This is a genomic window from Telluria sp. GW821-FHT07G12, from assembly GCF_059418525.1.
In genome coordinates, this window is the sequence record NZ_JBWKQA010000005.1 from 134,115 (window position 1) to 154,108 (window position 19,994).

The following is a 19,994-nucleotide window of genomic DNA, read 5'->3' on the forward strand; positions in this document are numbered from 1 at the left end:
AAACCCTGTTCACGGCCCCACCGCCACCGCGGCATTCGGCAGCTCGCCGAACATCTCCGGGTTGTACATCGCCTCGACCCGCGTCACCGGCATGCCGAAGCGGCCTTCGTTATTCAGGCGCACCGTGTACTCGACGCTGAAGCTGCCTTTCGGGACGAACTCGTAATAGGAGCGGAAGGCGCTTTGCGAACGCTCCTGGAAGGCCGGCCACACCCAGCCGCGCGAGCGCTCGCCCGATGCGGCGATCTGGCTGTCGCGGCCCAGGCCCGTGCCCAGGATGCTGGCGCCGGCGGGGATCGGATCGTCGACCACCACCCAGGTCATGTCGGCCTGTGCGTCGATGTCGAGGCGCACGCGGTAGACGTCGCCGCGCGACCACTGGCCTTTGATCTTCTGCTCGACCGGCGTGATGCTGCGGGTGATACGGTAGCCCGAGGACAGCGGCGCCTTGAGTGGAATGGCTGCCAGGCTGCGCACCGTGGCCCAGGGCTTGCCGCTGCCCAGCTGGCGCATCTTCAGGGTGGCCTGCCCTTCCGGCCAGGTCTGCAGCACCGTCGACGGCACCGTGCCGGTCCAGGATGCCCCGCCCAGGTCCAGCTGCGCCATGCCGCTTACCGGCTTGGCCTCGTACTTGCGCGAGAACGCATCCAGCGCCACCACGCCCCAGGCATTGGCGGTGGTCGTGAGCCAGTGGCCGTGGCGCTGGCGGCCCAGGGCGCCGCGCGCCAGGCGCCCGATATCGGCCTGCCAGAACGGATCGCCCATCGCCGCCAGCAGCAGGCGGTTGGCATTCGCGTCGGTGCCCGCCATCAGCCACCACCATTCATCGCTGCGCTCGGTCGAGAAGCCCATGGTCGTGCCCTGCAGGTTCATGCGCGCGCGCAGCACCTGGCGCGCCTGCGCGAGCTGCTGGTCGCGCTGCGGCAGGCCGGTCGTGCGCATGAGCATCTGGTACCAGTCGAGCACCGCGGAGGTCGGCCACAGGTTGGGCTGGACCGTGATCGATTCCAGCATCGCCGCTTTGACCAGGCCGCTCCTCGACAGCGCCTCCAGCGCGGCTAGCTTGCGCACCGTGAGCTCGCCGCTGGCCAGCAGCGGTGGACGCGCGATCTTGCCCTCGACGAAGGCAGTAAGCCCGGCTTCCATGCGCTGCTTCAGGTCCTCGGGAATCTCGTAGCCCGCTTCCGCCGTCACCGACAGCACATAGGAGGTCAGGATGTCGCTGCCCTGATCCATGGGCACGAAGTACTTGACCAGGCCATCGGCGTCGAGGTGGGCCGGCAGGGTCGCGACGGTGGATTCCCACAGCGGCTTGTCGCGCAATGCCACCGAGCGCGAGGTGCGCTGCTCGAAGCAGGTGTAGGGATAGGCGCGCATGTAATCGGTCACGCCCGGCAGGTCACCGCCTATGCGTGCCGTCAAGGTAGTCTGGATGCCGCCGCGGCCCGGCAGCGCGTCGGCTGGCCGCTGCACCGGCAGGGTCTTCTCGCCATCCAGCTGGATCAGCGTGGCCTGCAGGGTGCACACCGGCACCGCGGGGCTGAGCTGCTGGCGGATGCGCATGCGGTCCTGTGCGCCTTCACCCGCGCCGGCCTCGACTTCCCACTGCAGGGTCTTGGCGCCGACCGGCGCCTGGACCGTCCAGCCGATTTCGCGGGCCTCGCCCGGCGCCAGTGTCACATCCAGCGGCGCCAGCGACTGCCCCTTCGTGCCATCGGCGGCCATGCTGGCGCTCAGGCGCACCGCCAGCTCGCGCTGCGAAGCGTTGCGCACCGTGAAGCCGGCGCGGAAGCTGTCGCCTTCGCGCACACTGACGGGCAGGCCGGACAGCAGCATCAGGTCCTGGGTGGTGCGGATGTCGGCCGCGCCGGTACCGAACATGCCGGCGCCGCCGGCAGCCACGGCGACAATTTTAAAACTGCCCAGCGTGTCGTTGAGCGGCACCTGCACGCTGGCTTCGCCGTTGGCGTCCAGCGTGACCTTGCCCTTCCACAGCAGCAGGGTTTCGAACAGTTCGCGCGTGGCGCTGCGCCCGCCGCCACCGCCATGCGGGAAGGCCTTGCGGCCGAAGTGGCGCTTGCCGATCACCTGCATCTGCGCGGTCGCGGTCTGCACCTGGAGGGGCCGTTCGCGCATCATGGTCTCGAGCAGGTTCCAGCTGGTGTTGGGCATCAGCTCGAGCAGGCCAGCATCGACCGCCGCCAGCGCGACTTCCGTCCCCACCGGCAGCTTGCGGCCGCCGGGCGCCTCGACCTTGATCCTGACCTTCGCCTGCTCGCGCACCTTGTACACGTTCCGTTCGGATGTCACCTGCACCTTCAGTTCGTGCGGCGCCCAGCCGACCTTCAGCGGGGCAATCCCCAGTTTGTAAGCAGGCTTGCCCAGGTCGACCAGCGCGGTCGGCTGCACGCCGGCCACGCGCCCGCGCACGACCAGCGCCGAGACGAACACGTTCGGCGCATAGTTGGCCTTGACGGGAATACGCACCACCTGCTCGCGGCCCGACAAATGCCGCACATAGCTGTCGAGGATGCCCTCGCGCTCGACCGTCACCAGCACGGTGGCGTTGCGGAAGGGGCTGCGCACCTGCAGGGTCGCGGTGTCGCCGGCTTCGTAGCGCTTCTGCGCCGGCAGCAGGTCGATGCGGTCATGGTCGCCGGCCGCGAACCACTGCTCCTCGCCGCCGGCGATCCAGACCTCGCGCTGGGTCGCGGCCACCCGTCCCTGTGCGTCGCTGGCGCGTGCCCGCAGGATCAGGTCGCCCTCGGCCGGCGCTTTAACCTCGCACAGCAGCAGGCCGCGCGCGTCGGTGACGCCGCTGCAGGCCTCGCCCAGGCGCTTGATCCCGCTGCTGTGCTCATAGGCGTAGAAGCCGCCGATCAGACGGCGCCGGTGCGAAGTGGTCTGGCGCGCAAAGAAATCGACCGTCACAGGTACCCCGGCGGCCGGCTTGCCCGCGACGTCCAGCACCAGTGCCTGGAATTTCACGGCGTCCTTGGTCAGCAGCCAGCCGTCCGGCTTCAGGCCGACCACGTAAGCCGAGGGCCACAGCGCCACGCGCGCCGACACCGTCGACGTTTCGCCATTCGCATCCTGGTAGGAGAGCTCGGCCAGCAGGCTTTTCGGCTTGTCGATCGGCGGCAGCTTGTCGACTGCGATACGCGCGCCGCCGGCCCGATCCAGGTTCAGCGACTGGGTGCGGGCGGCTTCCAGCTGGCTGCCCTCCTCGCCCTCGGGCGCGCCGCCCTCTTCATCCTCCTCGCCGACGCTGCCCTGCGCCACCACGCCTTCGCGCACGTCGCCCAGGCCAAGGCTGAATTCCTCGTAGCCGGGGAATTGGACGCCGGTGTCCTGCACCACGCTGCGCAGTTTCACCGGCGCCTGCCCGGCCGGGCCACCCGACAGAAAGCCGACCTGCGCATCGAAGCTGACGGCGCCCGGCGCCACCTGGGCCTCGGCCGGCGCCTTGAGTACCGCCTTCATGGTCGGCACGCGGAACTGCTCGACGCGGAAGGTGCCGGACAAGAGGCCGCCGACCAGCACCTCGTACACGCCCAGCCTGGCGTCCTGCGGAATCTTCCACTCGCCCTGGGCCGCACCGTTCGCATCCCAGGCCAGGTCCAGCTCCGTCTTCTCGCCGCTGCCCTGATGGACCAGGAAGGCCTTGGCCGGCAGCGGGGTGTTCTCGGCCTCGGACTCCTGGCTGCGCCAGTTCCTGTCAGCCCGAGGCGGCTTGTCGGCAGCGCGGACCATGGCGAAGCCGCCCATCGTCTGGCGGCGCAGGAAATGCTTCATGTGCACCGTCTCGCCGGCGCGCAGCAGGCTGCGGTCGAACACGGTGGCGACGATGCGGCTGTCCTCGAAGCGGTCGCCGGTCGGCAGGTTGAAGCGCCAGTTCTCGATGCCGTCGTGCCAGTCGGACAGCGTGAAGGTGAAGTCCTCGCCGCTGCGCGCCGTGATGAAGTAATTGTCCTGTCCCCGACAGCGCGAGGGTGGCAGCTCCTTGGCGATGCGGGCGATGCCTTGCGCGTCGCTGACGCCGCTCCACAGCAGGCGCGCGGCGCAATCGCGCACTTCGACCCGGGCGCCGGCTACCGGCCTGCCCTTGTCGAGCGAAGTCACCCACACCAGCGAGGATTGCGCGCCCAGCTTGAAGTGGGCCGCCATGTTCGTCACCAGGGCCGCGCTGCGCACCCAGGCGGTGCGTCCCTTCGGATTCAGCGCGGCGCCCAGGCGCGGGCTCTCCAGCTCCACTACGTAAAAGCCGGGTTCGCGCAGCGGGATGCCGATGACCTCGAAGGCGCGGCGTCCGTTCGGCTTGGGCAAGGTGAAGCGCTGCAGCGCCTGCCCTTTTGCCGCGGCGCCGGCAAACACGGACGCTTCCAGCTGCTTGCCGGAGGGCTGCGACGGCGTCCAGCCGCCCCAGGGCCCGGACAGCTTGTGCAGCCACTCGATGATCTCCTGCTCGCGTCCCGCCTTCAGCTGCAGCGCGGCGCCGGTGCTGCGCATGGTCCCGGCCAGCTTCGCTTCGACATTGCGCACCGTGACCGGCAGCATGCGGTCGCCCTTCGCTTCCAGGATGCCGAAGGGCGCGGCGAACTTGACCAGCGGCGGCGCCTCGCCGGTGCGCACCGGCAGCGGAAAGCGCCCACTATTCACCAGCGGGCGGCCGGCATCGTCCTTCAGGCCCTCGGGCAGGTGCAAGGTCAGGCGTGCCTGCTGCGGGAAGGGCCCGGGCAGGCTGACCGTGCTGACCACACTGCCCGGCTCCGCCTCCTTGCCCAGCACGACCGGGTGGCGCTTGCCGCCCGCCTCTTCCAGGTAGATCGCGCGCGCGTCCGCCACGGCAATCGGCGCGCTGAAATTCAGCCGCATCGGCAGGAAGGGAATGCAGTTTGCGCGCGCGCTGACCCGATCGCAGCTCAGCTTCGCGCTGAAATCGGGCCGGGTTTTATAGGCGAGCGTCTGGTCGGTGGTGGTGGCGACGCCGTTGACGGCGGCGACGCCCGCGCCCCAGACCAGCGCCACTTTGGTATCGGCCGGCAGCGTGCGCTGGCATTGCAGCACCATGAAGCGGTCCAGCTTGCCCGCCTTGTCGTCGGCCTTCAGGCGCGCCGGCGTGTAAGGCTTGCCAAGTTCGCGCATGTCGTCGCCGTGAAGGGTACGCTGCAGCATCCAGCGGCTGCCGTACAGCGCCTCCTCGCGCGCCTCGCCGCCGAGGATGCGCACGGCTATCTTCTCGGCGATGCCTTCGGCCTGGCACCATGCGTGGGCGCTGACGGAAACCGGCGTGGCCGGCGCGGACAAGGCCAGCACGAAGGCTTGGCGCTCGTTGATACCACCGCTGCCATCGTAGGGCTGGCTTTGCTGCACGGCGGGGCCGCCAGTGGTCAGCAGGTATTCGCGCTGGCCTTCCACCGGCTGCCCGGCCAGGTCGCGCAAGTCCGGGCGCATGGTAAAGCGGCAGCGCACCGCGCCCGGCAGGTCGCGCTCGAAGTCGTAGGCCCAGGTGCGTTCGTCGACCCAGCGTCCGGCGCCGGGTACCGGGCACTCGACCTCGATGGGCGCCGGCGCGCGCAGGTCGCCGAAGGCCACCATCGGCGCGGTGAAGCGCGCCGTGGCCTGGCGCACCTCGCTGACCGCGCCTTCGGGCGTAAACAGCTCGATGCTCGTGCGCGCAGGCGGCGTCCCCGGAGGACTTTGCGCCATCGCGCCGGCGCACCAGCACAGGAATACCAGGACCAGCCCCCTCAGCAAGCTCATGCTACGCATCTCGTCTCCCCAGTCAGAAGCCAGCCGAGTCTTGCAAGAATGAATAGCACTGTCAACAACATTTACAAGGCCATGCACGGCATGCATAAATCGCTATAAAATGCGTAAGTTATATTTCCCATACGCATATGAGCCTCCCACTGATCCTGAACCTGGCCATCGCCCTCGCCATCTGCGCTCTGCTCCTGGTCTTCCAGCAGCGCCATGTGTCCTTCACGAAGCGCGTGTTCACCGGCCTCGGCCTGGGCGTACTGCTGGGCGCCGGCCTGCAGGCCGTGTACGGGCTCGACTCCCCCGTCATCGCCCAGACCAATGCCTGGCTGGATGTGATCGGCACCGGTTACGTCAAGCTGCTGCAGATGATCATCATCCCGCTGATCATGGTCTCGATCATCCAGGCCATCCTCAAGCTGCGCGACGCCTCCTCGCTGGGCAAGATCAGCGCGCTCACGATCGGCACCCTGATGCTCACCACGGCCATCGCTGCTTCCATCGGCATCCTGATGGCCAAGCTGTACGGCCTGACTGCCGTCGGCCTGACCTCGAGCGCGGCCGAAGTCGCGCGCGGCGCCTACCTCGAAGGCAAGCTGGCGGCCGCCCAGCAGTTGTCGCTGCCGAACACCATCCTGTCCTTCATCCCGGAAAACCCCTTCCTCGACATGACCGGGGCGCGCAAGACCTCGACCATCGCCGTGGTGCTGTTCTCGATCTTCATCGGTATCTCGGCCACCGGCATCGCCGCCAAGCACGCGGACGTGTTCGAATCCTTCGCCCGCTTCGTGCACGTCGCCCACGTGATCGTGATGCGCATGGTGACCCTGGTGCTGCGCCTGACCCCGATCGGCGTGTTCGCCCTGATCGCCCAGGTGCTGGCCAGCTCCAGCCTGCAGGACATCCTCAAGCTGATCGGCTTCGTGGCAGCCTCGTACAGCGCGCTGATCCTGATGTTCTGCGTGCACCTGCTGATCATTTCCGGCATTGGCCTGAACCCGGTGCGCTACGTGAAGAAGATCTTCCCGGTGCTGGCCTTCGCCTTCACCTCGCGCACCTCGGCCGGCAGCATCCCGATGAGCGTGCAGACCCAGACCGCGCGCCTCGGCACGCCGGAAGGCATCGCCAACTTCGCCGCCTCCTTCGGCTCGATGATGGGCCAGAACGGCTGCGCCGGCATCTACCCGGCCATGCTGGCGGTGATGATCGCGCCGACCGTCGGCATCGACCCGTTCACCAGCAGTTTCCTGCTGCCGCTGATCGGCATCGTCACCATCGGCTCGGTGGGCGTGGCAGGCGTGGGCGGCGGCGCCACCTTCGCCGCCCTGATCGTGCTGTCGGCGATGAACCTGCCGGTGGCGCTGGCCGGCCTGCTGATCTCGATCGAGCCGCTGATCGACATGGGCCGCACCGCCCTCAACGTGAGCGGCTCCATCACGGCCGGCACCCTGGCCAGCCGCGTGCTCGGCGAAACCGACATGCGCGTCTTCAACAGCGACGCCGCGATCAACCTCGACGCCGACGAACAGGTAGCCTGAAGCCCCTCCCTCGCGCCAGTCCCAGGGCCAGGCCGGCCGCCAGCAGGGCGAAGGTCGGCGGCTCGGGGACGGCCGACACCAGGTCCAGCCGGACCGCCTGGCACACTTCTGCCCGGCAAGCCTGAGCCGCGATCTGCTGCACGTCGTTGATCGCATTCGCGTCCGTGATGGTCCAGCCCGAGGCCGGATCGATGAGCGTGTTCAAGTCGGTCATTTCGCCATTTTCGTACAGGAAGGCAAATGCCCCATCCGCGCCGCTGGTGTTGCCGACGACCTGGCCCAGGTTGTTGATGTCGCTGGCAATACTGCTCCAGTCCGCCGGCACGCCCTCCAGCATGTGCATCTGCCCGTTCTCGTAAAAAAAGGCGGACCGCGGATAAAGGTCGCCGGGGTTGCCCGGCAGCGAATCGACGCCGAGATAGCCGACCACTTGCCCACGATCGTTGATCGAGGTTGCCGCGCTCCACGGCCCGCCCAGGTTGCCCAAACCGGTCATGACCCCGTTGTGGTAAACGAAGGGATCTTCCGGCCAGTTGGGTGCACCGTTGAACATGTTCGCAGCGGCGCCGACCACATCGCCATGGCTGTTGATGGCAAAGGCACGGCTGCCGTCGCCATACGACAGGGTGCCGAGGTCGGTCAGGCTGCCGTTCGACCAGGTAAAGGCATGGTTGTAGCTGTCGTCGGGCGTCGTCACGAACATCGAACCGGCGATGGTGCCGCTGTTGTTGATGCTGGAGGCCGCCATGGAACCGGCGCCGGCAATCGCGCTCATCGTGCCGCCGCTGTAGATGAAACCCTGGCTGTAGCCGTCGGCGGCTTCTGCATTGCCGACGACCTGCCCGAGATCGTTGATGGCGTTCGCGCCGCTGTTCGCGCCGCCGAAGGTGCCGAGCTCGGTCAGGACGCCGCCCGCATACACGAAGCCGTGATAGGCCGAGCCCTTGTACATCGAGCCGACCACCTGGCCCTGGTTATTGATGTCGCGCGCCCAGCTGTCGGCGCCGCCGACCACGGTGACCGCATAGCGCGGATCGGCCGACGCCAGCAAGGGCGCGGCCAGCGCCGCGGCGGCAAACAGGGACTGTAGATATCGGGTACGACGCATGTGGGCCTCCGCCAGAAAAATGGATGCCGGAGTATCGAACGCGGCCGATGCGCGCGGCATGAGCCTGCTCAGCGTAATGACGGATGAGGCGCATTCCTACAAGCCCTTTTTCGCTGAGCTCGTAGCTTTCGTTTTCAGCCGGAATCGTGCGCAGACGTCTTGCCGAATCCGTCTATGATCGTGTCATGTCAAAATCACAAACAGGTTGGTGATGGACCAAAAGTGGCCTCAGGAAATCTGGCTGGTCAGGCACGGGCAAAGTGCGGGCAATGTCGCGCGCGATGCTGCCGAAGCCGCGGCCGGATTGCGCGTGGATATTGCAGAACGCGACGTCGATGTCCCCCTGTCCGAACTCGGCATGCAGCAGTCGCAGGCGCTGGGCGCCTGGTTCGCCGCCCTGCCCGAGCACACGCAGCCGAACGTGGTGCTGTATTCGCCCTATGTGCGCGCGGTCCAGACCGCCAAGCTGCTGATGGAGCGCCTGAACCACGACGAACTGCTGGCCGTGCATGCCGACGAGCGCCTGCGCGAAAAGGAATTCGGCATCCTCGACCGCCTGACCGTGCGCGGCATTGCAGACCAATTCCCCGACCTGTACGAACAGCGCCGCCACGTCGGCAAGTTCTACTTCCGCCCGCCCGGCGGCGAGAGCTGGTGCGACGTCATCCTGCGCCTGCGCAGCGTGCTGGACACGCTCACCCGCGAATACTGCCGCGAGCGCGTGCTGATCGTCGGCCACCAGGTCATCGTCAACTGCTTCCGCTACCTGATCGAACGCATGGACGAAGCCACGATCCTCGAGCAGGACCGGCTGGGCGACGTACCGAACTGCTCGGTCACCTCGTATGCCTTCGACCCCACGCTGGGCAAGCGCGGCAAGCTTGCGCCGCGCCTGGTCAATTTCGTCGCCCCGCTGGAGGCAACGGGTACGCCCGTCACCACCGGCAAGGATGTGCCGACCGCGGCCAAGGCTTGAGGTGCCCCCGACCATGACGCTGCAAACCAATGCCCGCCCGCGCGACCTCGATACAAGCCTGCTGCGCAGCTGGCCGCTGCCCATCCCCTCCAACGACGCCGACAAGGAAGATCGCGGCCACGTGCTGATCCTCGGCGGCTCGCGCGAGATGCCGGGCGCCGTCATCCTGGCCGCCATCGCCGCCCTGCGCGCCGGCGCCGGCAAGCTGACGGTCGCCACCGGCAAGAGCGTGGCGCAGCTGGTTGCGCTGGCGATCCCGGAGTCGCGCGTGCTGGGCCTGGCCGAGAACGAGGCCGGCGGCTTCACGGTCGAAGCCGTGGCCGCGCTGGATCCGCTGGCCGACCGCATCAACGCGATTCTGATCGGTCCCGGCATGGAGGACGAGGAAGCCACCGCGCGCCTGGTGCATGCGCTGCTGCCGCGCCTGCACGGCACCGATACCAGCATCCTGCTCGACGCGAATGCGATGGGCGCGATCCTGCATCCGCCGGCTGGCGTCAACCCGCCCTTCCGCTTCGACGTTCCAGTGCTGGTGACGCCGCACGCGGGCGAGATGGCGCACCTGACCGGCATTCCGAAGGAAGAGATTCCGGCCGGCGACGACCGCCTGGCCCTGGACATGGCGCAGCGCTGGAACGCGGTGGTCGCGCTGAAGGGCGCGCGCACCGTCATCGCCACGCCGCAGGGCGAACGCTGGCAGCACGAAGGCGGCAACGTCGGGCTGGCCACGTCCGGCTCAGGCGACGTACTGGCCGGCATCATCGCCGGGCTGGCGGCGCGCGGCGCGGGACTGGCCCAGGCCGCAGGCTGGGGCGTGGTGCTGCATGCCCAGGCCGGCGAGCGCCTTGCGGCCCGGCTCGGCAAACTGGGATACCTGGCGCGGGAGCTGGTGGACGAGGTCCCCGCACTGCTCGAACAAGCCGCCGGCGATACCGCCGACACGGCGACACGACCATCCGGCAGTTTCGCCGGTGGACTGAGGGTTGAACGCTGATGCCTCGGCTCTCAATTATAGAGGTGTGCAATTCGGGAACTGGGAAGCACCGTCTCAGGTCTACCGGAGTCGAATTCGTACACCACGATGGGGCCGCGTTCTGCGTCGGTTCCCTGATGGTTCCTTGAGAGGCCGAAAGGTCCTGTTGGAACTAACCTGGCGTCGTCGACCCTCCAGCGCCTCACCTGGAGACGGCGGCAAAAAAGTAGACGTGAACGAGGAGTAAAACAAATGAAAGCTCTTAACAACGCATCGAAGATTCTGTTTGCCGCAGCCCTGATGGCAAGCCTGGCGGCTTGCAAGAAAAACGACACCACCAGCACGACCGGCACCGGCGACACGTCGGCCACCGCGCCGAGCAGCACCTCGGGCACCAGCGGCACCGGCAGCACCGGCGCAGCGGGTGATACCGGTACCGGCACCGGTGCAACCGGCACCACCGGCACCGGCACCACTGGCGCAACCGGCACCACCGGCGATACCGGCACCGGCGCAACCGGCACCGGCACCACCGGCACGGGCACCACGCCTCCGGCAGACGGCACCGCAACCGGCACCGGCGCAACCGGCACCGGCACCACTGGCACCGGCACCACCGGTACCGGCACCACGCCTGCCACCGGCACCGGCACCGGCCATTAATTGGCAATCGCACGGCGCATCCGCAAAGGGCCTGGAACGGGTCCTTTGCAGCAGCGAAAAAAAAAGGCCTGCGCGAGCAGGCCTTTCCTTTTGCAGCGGCGTAGCGGCATCAGGCAGCCGCAGTACCTTCGCGGCGGCCGGTAGCGATGCGGCCCACCTTGACGATCATGCGGAACACGAAGCGCACCATCACGATGGTCAGGATCGCTTCCACGAAGGTCATCACGAAGGCCGGCAGCGCGGTGAAGCGCACCGCACGGCGGCGGAACTTGGCGCCCATGCGGTCCTTCGCGATCTCGATGCTGTCGTAGAAGGTCGGCACGACCAGCAGGGTCAGCATGGTGGAGGTGATGGTGCCGCCGATGATGGCGATCGCCAGCGGACGGTAGAACTCGCCGCCCTCGCCCAGGCCCATCGCCACCGGCAGCATGCCGGCGATCAGCGCGAAGGTCGTCATCAGGATCGGACGCAGACGGGCGCGGCCGGCTTCCATCAACGCTTCCTCGCGGTCCATGCCTTCGGCTTCGCGGCTACGCGCCGCATCCAGCAGCAGGATCGCGTTCTTCGCCACCAGGCCCATCAGCATGATGATGCCGATCAGGCTCATCAGGTTGATGGTCGAGTTGCTCAGCAGCAGAGCCAGCACCACGCCGATCAGCGACAGCGGCAGCGACAGCATCACGCCGCCCGGCGCCGTGAAGGAACCGAACTGCATCACCAGGATCAGGTACATCAGGCCGATGCCCGAAAACAGCGCGATGATCATCTCGGTGAACAGTTCCTGCTGGTCCTGGCCCATGCCGCCCAGCTGCAGGCCATAGCCCGGCGGGAAGTCCATGCTCTTGGCAAGCTTCATGGCGGCGTCCGTCACCTCGCCGTTCGAACGGCCCTGGACGTTGGCGGACACCGCGATGATGCGCTTGCCGTCCTGGTGCTCGATGGTCGACGGACCCTTGCCCATGGTGATGTTGGCAATCTGGTCCAGCGGGACCATCATGCCGGTGCCGGACACGGCGATCGGCAGGCGCTCGATGTTTTCGGTCGCCACGCGGTCTTCCGGATGCAGGCGCACGGCCACGTCGCGGGTCTCGCCGGTCGGGTCAACCCAGTCGCCGACTTCGATGCCGGCGAAGGCCACGCGCAGCGCGGTGGCGGCGTCGCCGACCGAGATGCCCATCGAATTCGCCAGGCCGCGGTCGAGCACGATCTGCAGTTCGTCCTTCGGATCCTGTTGCGACAGGCCGACGTCGACCGCACCCGGCACCTGGCGCAGCTTCTCCATGTAGGCAGTGGTCAGTTCCATCAGCTTGCGCGAATCCGGACCGGTGAACTCGATCCGCACCGGCTTGCCGCCGCCGTTGTTCAGGTCATCCTGGACCACGAACTCGGCGCCGACCAGCGGCTTGATCTTCTCGCGCAGCTCGGCGGCGATCTGGTCAGCACTGCGCTTGCGCTCGGTGCGCTTGCCGATGTCGACGTAGACGCGGCCGCCGCTGGCGCCGATGTAGCTGTTGGTTTCCTTGACTTCCTTGATCGAGCGGGCGATCTCGGCCGCCTTCTCCATCTTCAGGCGTGCATATTCGACCGACGAAGACGGCGGCGTGCGCACGTCGATCGCGATGTTCTGCTGGTCGGACTTCGGCAGGAAGGACGAGCCGCCGAATTTCATGTGCAGGGCGATCGCGCCGACCAGGCTGGCGACGGCGATCACGGCCATCGACTTGCGGTGGTGCAGCGCCCAGGCGATCACGCGGCCGTAGCGGTCGGCCTGGTGGTCGAACCAGACGTTGAACTTCGCCAGCGCCTTCGACAGGCCCTTCTTCGGTGCATGGTGGTAGCCCGGCGGGTCGCCCCAGAAGGCCGACAGCATCGGGTCGAGGGTGAAGGAGATGAACAGCGACACCGCCACCGAAGCCGTCACGGTCAGTGCGAACGGACGGAACCATTCGCCGGACATGCCCGGCATGAAGGCCACCGGAATGAACACGGCCATGATCGAGAAGGTGGTCGAGGCCACGGCCATGCCGATCTCGGCTGTGCCTTCGAGGGCCGCGGTACGGCGGTCGGACCCGTTTTCCATGTGGCGCACGATATTTTCGCGCACCACGATGGCATCGTCGATCAGCACGCCGATCGCCAGCGACAGGCCGAGCAGGGTCATGAAGTTCAGCGTGAAGCCGCACAGCCAGACCGCGATGAAGGCGGCCAGCACCGAGGTCGGCAGCGACATCGCGGTAATCAGGGTCGAGCGCCAGGAGTTCAGGAAGGCGTACACCACGAAGATGGTCAGCACCGCGCCCAGCACCAGCGACTCGATCACGTTGTTCAGGCTGTTCTGGGCGTTCTTGCCGCCGTCGCGCACGACCTCGATGCGGGTGCCTTTCGGCAAGTCCTTCTGGACCTCGTCGACCATCTTGCGCACCTTTTCCGCCACCGTCACTGTGGAGGCGTCGCGGGTGCGGGCGATCTGGATACCGACGTTGTCGGCGCCGCTGCGGATCGACAGGCCGTCGATATCGGCGAAACCGTCCTTGATCTCGGCCACCTGGTTGAGGCGCACGATCTGCTCGCCGTTGCGCTTGACGACGACCTGCTGGAAGTCGTCCGGATGCTCGATGCGGCCGACCAGGCGGATGCTCTTTTCGTCCAGCACGCCGCGCACCTTGCCCACCGGCGCATTGGTGTTCTGGCGCTGCAGCGCATTGGTGACTTCGCTGACCGACACGTTGTATTCACGCAGTTTGTCGGCGCGCAGCAGCACGGATAGTTCACGCTTGAGCGAGCCGTTGACGGTCACGGTGGACACGCCGTCGATGCTGCGGAAGCGGTCTGCCAGAACATCCTCGGCCAGGCGCGAGATCTCGGCCTTGCTCTGGGTGGTGGACGACAGCGCCACGTTCATGATCGGCTGGGCCGCCGGGTCGAAGCGGCGCAGGATGGGCTCGCGCATCTCGATCGGCAGCTTGTAGCGCACCGCGGCGATCGCGTTGCGGATGTCGTCCGAGGCTTCGATGATATTGCGCTTGAACTCGAACTCGATCCAGAAATTGGCCGAGCCTTCATTGGCCGTGGCGTTCATCTGGTGCACGCCCGGGATGCTCTGCATCGATTTTTCGAGGCGGTTGATGATCTCGCGCTCGACCGTCTCGGGCGAGGCGCCCGGGTAGGGAATCATGAGCATGATCGCGGGCGCCTCGACGTCCGGGCTCTCGTTCACGCGCAGCTTCTTGAGCGCGAGCAGGCCCAGGCACATCATCATCACGATCAGCACGATCGTGGCGATCGGCTTCTTGACGCTAAAGTTGGAAAGGAACATGGTGTATTTCCTTATTTACCTTGGGCGCCCGGGTTGCCGACGCTGGCCAGCGACTGCGCCTGCGACTTCCCCGCCATTTGCACCGGCTGGCCATCCTTCAGGCTGGAGTTGGGGGCGCGCAGCACCAGGTCGCCGGCGGCCAGGCCAGCCTTGACCTCGTAGGCGCCGGTGCGCTGGTCGCGCGCGCCGATGGTCAGGTCGGCCTTGGCCAGCGACTTGCCGTTCACCTTCCAGGCGTAGGTCTTGTCGCCGGACTTCACCAGCGCGCTTTCCGGCACCATCAGGGCCGAGGTGCTTTCGGCGTCGATGCGGCCTTCGGCATACAGGCCGGACACGCGCGGCTGCTCGCCGGTCAGGCCGACCAGCACTTCGACCTGGCGCGTCACTTCATTGGCGGACGGGTCGATGCGCTTGACCACGCCGCTGAACTGGCGGTCGCCATAGCCGTTGATGTGGTAAGTCACCTTCTGGCCCACCTTGACGGTGCTGATCTTGTCGGCCGAGACGCGGCCTTCGTAGCGCATCGAGGTCGGATCGATGACCTTCAGCAGTTCCTTGCCGATGGCAGCGGTGTCGCCGTTCGAGACCTTGCGGTCGGAGACGATGCCGTCGAAGGGCGCGCGCACCACGGTGCGGCCGACCTGCTGGCGCGCCGTCGCCAGGCGCGCACGCGCGGCCGAGACTTCGCTCTGGGCGGTGTTGCGGCGGACTTCGGCGTCGTCCAGGGCCTGGGCCGAAGCCATGCCGGACGAGCGCAGGGTTTTCAGGCGGTCCAGGGCGCGGTTCGACTGGTCGAGGGCCTGCTCGGCGGCGCGTACCGACGCCTCGGCGGACATCAGGCTGTCGCGGATCGAGGTCTCGTCGAGCTTGACCAGCACGTCGCCGCGCTTGACCGGCTCGCCGTTCTCCTTCAGCACCTGCAGGACCACGGCCGAAACTTCGGCGCGCAGGTCGGCCTTGCGTTCCGGCTGGATCGAGCCGGTGATCACGGGACCCGAAGCGAGCGCATTGCTCTGTACCGTCAGCACGTCTTCCGGCTGCACCAGCAACTGCACAGGCTTGCCATCTTTCTTGGCATCAGCCTGCGCGGTCGCAGCGGCCGGCTTGGCGGGTTCCTTGTCAGCTTTGCCGCAGGCGGCGAGCGCCGAGGCAATGGCAAGGACGAGTAGGGTTTTGCGCAGCATTTCGTGGTTCTCCCGAATGGACTCGATACCTGTAAATATAAGAATAGTAAAAGCCAGCGCGCAGTATCCGTGAGCATGACAGGCCAGTCAATCGAGGATCGGCAGAGCGTGGTTTTCGAGGGATGAACTGCGTTTTTTGGCGATGAACTGCAGTTGAGCGGGGGTGAAATGCGTCCGTAAGCGGACAGCCTGCGGACAGTTTGCGGACAGCCGGGCGTCCCGGCTGTCCGCAGGCAGGGCTTATTTGACGAACAGGTGGTAGATCAGGTTACCCATCAGGATGCCGGTGACGATGCCGCCGCCGATCTCGACCAGGGTATGGCCCATGCGCTCGCGCAGCTTGCGGTGGCCGCTGTCCTCGCTTCCTGCGGCCAGGCGGTTGATCGCGGCAGCCTGGCGGCCGACGTGCTGGCGCAGGCTATTGGCGTCGATCATCACGATGAAGCACAAAGTAACTGCTACGCCGAACGCCGGGTGGCCGATGCCCTCGCGCAGCGCGATCAGGGTCGCCATGCTGGTCACGGTGGCGCTATGGTTGCTCGGGAAGCCGCCGTTGCCGACCAGGTTGAAGGCCCAGCTGCGCTGGCGTGCACTGTTGATCAGGAATTTGATCGGGCCAACCACCAGCCAGGTCAGCAGCGGGGTCAGCAGGTAAGTGAAGTCCATGTGAGTTCCGATGTGTTAGTACAAAAGTAATTCCGGGCAGCATTATCGCAGAAGCGATGCGCCTGCCACAGATAGAAACCGTTAATATCCAGTCCGGTGTGGTTTATCAGACAACGCAGTTATAAGGAGAACCGAATGCAACATTTCAAGCTGTCTTTCGCGGTGACGATCGTCCTGCTGGCGCTGGCCGCCTGGTGGGGCTTCAGTCACGGCGGCGCCGGCGGGCTGCTGCAGGCTTTGTGGATCGCGGCGGTGCTGGGCGTGCTTGAAGTGTCGCTGTCCTTCGACAACGCGGTGGTCAATGCCTCGGTGCTGCGCAACTGGAACGAATTCTGGCGCAAGCTGTTCCTGACGGTCGGCATCCTGGTGGCCGTGTTCGGCATGCGCCTGGTCTTCCCTCTTCTGATCGTGTCCGTGGCGACCGGGCTCGGCCTGATCGACGTCTGGCACATGGCTGTCAATACGCCGGACGAATACGCGCGCCAGCTGACCGCCCAGCACGCCGAGGTGGCGGCCTTCGGCGGCGCCTTCCTGCTGCTGGTCTTCCTCAACTTCCTGTTCGACGAGGAAAAGGAACTCCACTGGCTGGGCTGGATCGAAGAAAAGGTCGGGCATTTCGGCAGCGAAGGCCTGGCCGTCCTGCTGACCCTGGTGGCCGTGTTCGGCTGCATGAGCCTGATGCCCGAGCCGCAAAAGCTGCCGGTGCTGATCGCCGGCGTGGTCGGCGTCATCGTCTACGTGGGCGTGGACTGGCTCAGCGGCCTGCTCGAAGAGGAGGAATCGGATCCGGCGGTCGGCAAGCTGATTTCGCAGGGCAGCATCGGCGGCTTCATCTACCTCGAGGTGCTGGACGCCTCGTTCAGCTTCGACGGCGTGATCGGCGCCTTCGCCATTACCAACGACGTCGTCATCATCATGCTGGGCCTGGCCATCGGCGCGATGTTCGTGCGCTCCTTGACGGTGTTCCTGGTGCACAAGGGCACGCTGGACGAATTCGTCTATCTCGAGCATGGCGCCCACTACGCGATCGGCATCCTGGCCCTGATCATGTTCGCCAGCGTCGAATACGAGATCCCGGAATGGTTCACCGGGCTGTCCGGCGTCGCCTTCATCCTGGTGTCGCTGTGGTCCTCGATACGCCACAGGCGCCGCGAACAGCTCGAAACAATCACCTGATCAAACTGAAAGGAAGGCCATGGCAATCAGTCTGCAAAAAGGCGGCAACGTCAATCTGTCCAAGGAAGACCCGACCCTGAAAAAGGTCATCATCGGCCTGGGCTGGGATCCGCGCACGACCGACGGCGCCACCTTCGACCTCGACGGCAGCGCCTTCATGCTGCGCGGCGACGGCAAGGTGCGCGGCGATGCCGACTTCATCTTCTACAACAACCTGCAGTCGAGCGACGGCTCGCTCAAGCACACCGGCGACAACCGCACCGGCCAGGGCGAAGGCGACGACGAGCGCCTGCTGGTCGAGCTGTCGCGGGTGCCGGCCGACGTCGAGAAAATCGCCTTCGCCGTCACCATCCACGAAGCCGACCAGCGCCGCCAGAACTTCGGCCAGGTGGCGCGCGCCTTCATCCGCTGCCTGAACGCCGAGGGCGAGCGCGAGATCGCGCGCTACGACCTGTCCGAGGACAGCTCGACCGAGACGGCGATGATCTTCGGCGAACTCTACCGCTACGGCAGCGAGTGGAAGTTCCGCGCCGTCGGCCAGGGCTACAACGGCGGCCTTGGTCCGCTGGCGCGTTCCTTCGGCGTGAATGTCTGAGCAGCGGCCCTTGCGCTTCATGAGCTTTTGACAATCCGCGCGCTCATCGGCAGAATGGGCGCGACCGCATCTACGCTCATCCTTCACGCTCAAAGCCCATGCCCACGACTTTCCCACGCCGCGCCAGTGTCATCCTCGCTTCCGTCATCGTCGCCGCCATCGTGCTGTTCGCGCTGTACACGGCCCTCGTGCTGCACTGGTCGTATTCGGAAGGCGAACGCGCCGGCTACCTGCAGAAGCTGTCGCGCAAGGGCTGGCTGTGCAAGACCTGGGAAGGCGAGATTCTGTTGTCGAGCATGCCGGGCGCAATCCCCGAGCGCTTCGCCTTCACCGTGCGCGACGAAGCCGTGGTGAAACAGCTGCAGGCGGCCATGGGCCAGCGCGTGCAGCTCAGCTATGCCCAGCACGTCGGCCTGCCGACCAGCTGCTTCGGCGAGACCGGCTATTTCATCGAGAAAGCCGTCGTCGGCGGCCATAACCCGGTGGCGCCGAACCCTGGCCCTTGAAGCAAAAAAAGAATCGTCCCAAAGCGGCGCGCTTGTGTCACCATTAATTCCAAATAACACTAATCAGGTGATGCAATGAGAGGGCGGGCTGCAGGATACCTGCTGGCGATGCTGGGAACGATGGGCGCTGCCCAGGCTTCCACCATCGTCGACTACACACTGCTGCGTCCCGAGGGACGGCGCCACTACCTCGTGGTCGAGCCGGACCGGCTGCCGCGCAGCAAGCGCCCTACCGTCATCCTGCTGCACGGCCACGGCGCCTCGGCCGCCTTCATGGTCGGCCTCGAATCCTTCGGTTTCTACAAGGCCCAGGACTGGATCCGCCTCGCCGAGCGCGAGCGCGTGATGCTGATCGCGCCGGACGGCATCAAGGGCGCCGACGGCAAGCAGGCCTGGAACGATTGCCGCCTCGATGCCGCCAGCAATGCCACCAGCGACGACGTCGGCTTCCTCGCCGCCCTGATCGACACCGCCGTCAACGAGCTCGACGCCGATCCGGAGCGCATCTACGTGTTCGGCAGCTCGAACGGCGGCGGCATGGTCTACCGGCTCGGCATCGAACTGGGGCCAAAGCTGGCCGCGATCGGCGTGCAGAGCGCCCTGATGCCGATGCAGAGCCGCTGCAAGGCGCCGGTGTATCCGATCTCGGTGTTCGTCTCGCACGGCACCGCCGACGAGATCGCGCCCTACTACGGCGGCAAGGTCGGGCACTGGCTGCTGCGCGACCGCGGCAGCGGCGTCAGCGCAGACGAATCGGTGGCCGTATGGCGCCGCGCCGCCGGCCTGCCGGAAGCGCCGATGAGCTTCCGCCTGCCGCACCTGCAATCCTCGGACCCGACCTCGGCCACCCGCTATATCTGGGGCAGCGACCCGGCGCGGGTGCAGGTCGAGTTCATGCGCATCGACGGCGGCGGCCACACGCACGCCTCCAAGGCCGAGGAACTGCCTTGGGTCCTGCGCAAGCTGGTCGGCAACATGAACCACGACGTCGACACCGCCGAAGAGGCCTGGAACTTCTTCAAGGACAAGCGGACGACGGGCCTGCGCTGAGCGGCAGCCGCAATTCGCAGGCGAAGCTGCCGTCGGCCTCGGCGCGCCAGTTGCGCGGATAGTATTCGGTGCAGGGGCGGCCGAAGTCGGCCGCCTGGCCGCTGGCCGGCAGCCATTCGCGCAGCAGCCATTGCCAGGCGCCCGGCACCTCCCAGGCCTGGCCCGAGAACCGCGCGACGGCGGTGGTCCCGCCCGGCAGCAGGGTGACGAAGACGCCGGTCGGCGCCGTGAAATCCCCGTCCACTTCGACGCCCGCATCGTAGCGGCAGTCCTGCGCCGGTGTCGTCGCCGGGTCGTCGTGGCCGATGCCGTAGGTGGGTTCGCCCAGCAGGCCCTGCTCCTCCAGCCAGGGGCGGAAAGTCTCGAGCCAGAAGCGGCCGATCTCCGGTCCATAGGGCCCGGTCTTGCGCATGGTGGCGATGCGCACCGGCGGCAGCGTGACGATGTCGACCTTCATTCCTTCGGCTCCTCATGACAGCG

The 19,994-nt window shown here is 66.7% G+C and carries 14 protein-coding genes; 8 read left to right on the plus strand and 6 right to left on the minus strand.

Translation table 11 applies throughout. From position 1 onward, the window contains the following. Positions 1-9: 9 nt before the first annotated feature. Complete coding sequence (locus AC07PE_RS19245; protein WP_498767389.1) at positions 10-5,763, minus strand: alpha-2-macroglobulin family protein; 5,754 nt, start codon at positions 5,761-5,763, stop codon at positions 10-12. 137 nt (positions 5,764-5,900) lie between these two features. On the opposite strand from AC07PE_RS19245, the gene AC07PE_RS19250 reads away from it, so the two are divergent. Beyond that, complete coding sequence (locus AC07PE_RS19250) at positions 5,901-7,301, plus strand: L-cystine transporter (RefSeq protein WP_498767391.1); 1,401 nt, start codon at positions 5,901-5,903, stop codon at positions 7,299-7,301. Here the strand turns inward: AC07PE_RS19250 and AC07PE_RS19255 are convergent. Continuing rightward, the gene (locus tag AC07PE_RS19255; protein ID WP_498767393.1) at positions 7,270-8,409 is read right to left on the minus strand and encodes a hypothetical protein; all 1,140 of its coding nucleotides are present in this window, start codon (positions 8,407-8,409) and stop codon (positions 7,270-7,272) included. The genes AC07PE_RS19250 and AC07PE_RS19255 overlap by 32 nt on opposite strands. Positions 8,410-8,620: 211 nt before the next feature. Here AC07PE_RS19255 and AC07PE_RS19260 point away from each other — a divergent pair, with 211 nt between their 5' ends. From AC07PE_RS19260 to AC07PE_RS19270, 3 genes are all read left to right on the plus strand, one after another. Beyond that, the gene (locus AC07PE_RS19260; RefSeq protein WP_498767395.1) at positions 8,621-9,385 is read left to right on the plus strand and encodes a histidine phosphatase family protein; all 765 of its coding nucleotides are present in this window, start codon (positions 8,621-8,623) and stop codon (positions 9,383-9,385) included. 13 nt (positions 9,386-9,398) lie between these two features. Then, positions 9,399-10,379 carry an NAD(P)H-hydrate dehydratase gene (locus tag AC07PE_RS19265; protein WP_498767397.1) on the plus strand — a complete coding sequence of 327 codons (981 nt, stop codon included), beginning with the start codon at positions 9,399-9,401 and terminating at the stop codon, positions 10,377-10,379. A gap of 231 nt (positions 10,380-10,610) precedes the next feature. Then, positions 10,611-11,021, plus strand: a complete 411-nt coding sequence (locus tag AC07PE_RS19270; RefSeq protein ID WP_498767399.1) for a hypothetical protein — start codon at positions 10,611-10,613, stop codon at positions 11,019-11,021. A gap of 109 nt (positions 11,022-11,130) precedes the next feature. Here the strand turns inward: AC07PE_RS19270 and AC07PE_RS19275 are convergent, their stop codons facing one another. From AC07PE_RS19275 to AC07PE_RS19285, 3 genes are all read right to left on the minus strand, one after another. Next, the gene (locus AC07PE_RS19275) at positions 11,131-14,337 is read right to left on the minus strand and encodes an efflux RND transporter permease subunit (protein WP_498767401.1); all 3,207 of its coding nucleotides are present in this window, start codon (positions 14,335-14,337) and stop codon (positions 11,131-11,133) included. A gap of 11 nt (positions 14,338-14,348) precedes the next feature. Beyond that, a complete protein-coding gene (locus AC07PE_RS19280; protein WP_498767403.1) occupies positions 14,349-15,521 on the minus strand; it encodes an efflux RND transporter periplasmic adaptor subunit in 1,173 nt (390 codons plus the stop codon). A gap of 240 nt (positions 15,522-15,761) precedes the next feature. After that, positions 15,762-16,187 carry a divergent PAP2 family protein gene (locus AC07PE_RS19285; protein WP_498767405.1) on the minus strand — a complete coding sequence of 142 codons (426 nt, stop codon included), beginning with the start codon at positions 16,185-16,187 and terminating at the stop codon, positions 15,762-15,764. A gap of 135 nt (positions 16,188-16,322) precedes the next feature. Here AC07PE_RS19285 and AC07PE_RS19290 point away from each other — a divergent pair, with 135 nt between their 5' ends. The 4 genes from AC07PE_RS19290 to AC07PE_RS19305 all read left to right on the plus strand — a co-directional run bounded on the left by AC07PE_RS19290 (position 16,323) and on the right by AC07PE_RS19305 (position 19,514). Continuing rightward, positions 16,323-17,363 carry a DUF475 domain-containing protein gene (locus tag AC07PE_RS19290; RefSeq protein WP_498767407.1) on the plus strand — a complete coding sequence of 347 codons (1,041 nt, stop codon included), beginning with the start codon at positions 16,323-16,325 and terminating at the stop codon, positions 17,361-17,363. A gap of 19 nt (positions 17,364-17,382) precedes the next feature. Then, positions 17,383-17,958: a TerD family protein gene (locus AC07PE_RS19295; RefSeq protein ID WP_498767409.1), complete on the plus strand. Its 576-nt coding sequence runs from the start codon at positions 17,383-17,385 to the stop codon at positions 17,956-17,958. A 98-nt stretch (positions 17,959-18,056) separates the two neighbouring features. Continuing rightward, positions 18,057-18,464 (plus strand): DUF8785 domain-containing protein, encoded by a 408-nt coding sequence (locus AC07PE_RS19300; protein ID WP_498767411.1) that lies wholly within the window; start codon positions 18,057-18,059, stop codon positions 18,462-18,464. 75 nt (positions 18,465-18,539) lie between these two features. Further along, the gene (locus AC07PE_RS19305) at positions 18,540-19,514 is read left to right on the plus strand and encodes a CE1 family esterase (RefSeq protein WP_498767413.1); all 975 of its coding nucleotides are present in this window, start codon (positions 18,540-18,542) and stop codon (positions 19,512-19,514) included. On the opposite strand, the gene AC07PE_RS19310 is transcribed toward AC07PE_RS19305, so the two are convergent. Continuing rightward, positions 19,483-19,971: an AraC family transcriptional regulator gene (locus AC07PE_RS19310; RefSeq protein WP_498767416.1), complete on the minus strand. Its 489-nt coding sequence runs from the start codon at positions 19,969-19,971 to the stop codon at positions 19,483-19,485. The two genes, AC07PE_RS19305 and AC07PE_RS19310, sit on opposite strands and share 32 nt — an antisense overlap. Positions 19,972-19,994 lie beyond the last annotated feature (23 nt).